This is a genomic window from Microbacterium sp. HMWF026 (assembly GCF_003061325.1).
GTDB lineage: Bacteria > Actinomycetota > Actinomycetes > Actinomycetales > Microbacteriaceae > Microbacterium > Microbacterium testaceum_E.
The window spans coordinates 1-1,348 of sequence record NZ_QAJB01000339.1 but is presented as its reverse complement, the minus strand read 5'-3'; the positions used below and the strand labels follow the sequence as shown (position 1 = coordinate 1,348).

The 1,348-nt window shown below is 70.9% G+C and carries 2 protein-coding genes; both read right to left on the bottom strand.

All coding sequences use genetic code 11. The annotated features are described in order from the left end of the window. Positions 1 to 346, bottom strand: a 346-nt coding sequence (locus DBR36_RS12660) for an arginase family protein (RefSeq protein WP_181373591.1), incomplete at its 3' end; no start/stop codon positions are given. Between the two features lie 65 nt (positions 347 to 411). Beyond that, positions 412 to 1,167, bottom strand: a complete 756-nt coding sequence (locus DBR36_RS12655) for a PspA/IM30 family protein (protein ID WP_108319907.1) — start codon at positions 1,165 to 1,167, stop codon at positions 412 to 414. Positions 1,168 to 1,348 lie beyond the last annotated feature (181 nt).

Sequence of the window (1,348 nt, the reverse complement as noted above, 5' to 3'; positions counted from 1 at the left end):
AGTCGGGAGTGTTGAGGTCGGCGTGCGCGTCGAGCCAGACGACGGCCAGGTCGTCGCCGGCGACGGCGGACACGGCGCCGAGCGCCACCCCGCAGTCCCCGCCGATCACGACGGTGGGCTCATCGGCGGCGCGCACCGCCTCGTGGATGCGCTCGCGCATACGGACCAGGGCGCTCATGCGCTGCACGCGGGTGCCCTGCGCGTCGCCCGCCTCGGGCGGAGCCTCGAGCACCGTCGTGGAGGCGCGCGGCAGATCCCCGGCGATGGCCTCGGCCCCGTCGATGAGCTGCATCGCGCGAGACGAGGACGAGCCCTGCCACTGCGGGGCGACGATGAATCGGGTCATGCGGGCTCCTCGCCGTCAGACGGGAATGCACCGCCCGACGAGGCGGACGGTGCATTCGCGATCGGTCAGACCTGATCGGGGCTGGGTGCGTCGATCGCGGCGCGCTGGGGGCCGCCGACCTTCAGCGCGGCCAGACGCGCCTCGACCTCGGTGAGCTCGCCCACGTCCTCGAGCGCGTTGAACTGCGCGTCGATGCTCGACGCGGCCAGCTCCTGCTTGCCCGCGGCGAGGGCCTCTTCGCGGCGGATCTTGTCTTCGAAACGGCCGAGCTCGCTCGTGGGGTCGAGCACGTCGATCGACTTCACCGCGTCGTGGACCTTGTTCTGGGCCTCGGCGACCTTGGCGCGTGCGGTCAGCTCGTTGCGCTTCGCCTTGAGCTGCTCGAGCTTGCCCTTCATGCCGTTGAGGCCGTCCTTGAGCTTGTCGACGACCTCGGTCTGGGCGGCGATCGTGGGAGCGGCGGCCTTGGCCTCGCCCTCGGCGGTGATCTGACGCTGCAGGGCGATCTTGGCGAGGTTGTCGAACTTGTCGGCCTCGCCGGTGTTGCCGGCGGCGCGCAGCTCGTCGCCCTTGCGGCTGGCGGCGAGGGCCTTGTTGCCCCACTCGGCCGCGGCCTGGACGTCTTCTTGGTGGTCGCGCTCGAGCAGGCGCAGGTTGCCGATGGTCTCGGCGATCGCCGATTCGGCGTCGGCAATCGAGTTGGAGTAGTCGCGGACGAGCTGGTCGAGCATCTTCTGCGGGTCCTCGGCCTGGTCGAGGAGCGCGTTGACGTTCGCGCGGACGAGGGTCGAGATGCGACCGAAGATGGACTGCTTGGCCATGCGGGTGTTCCTTCCGGGAAGCGACGGTGTCGAGTCTGGTGGCGGTTGCTACGAATTGTCTGTGATGGACCGGTGCGGGCGCGAGGGGTGGATCAGCGGCGTCCTCCGCGTCCTCCTCCGGCTCGGCTGCGGCCGCCGCCCGAGAAGCCGCCTCCGCCTCCGCTGCGCGAGCGACCGCCCC

Excerpts from the sequence above, each read along its gene's own strand:
- DBR36_RS12655 (WP_108319907.1), bottom strand. The coding sequence starts at position 1,167 with ATGGCCAAGCAGTCCATCTTCGGTCGCATCTCGACCCTCGTCCGCGCG.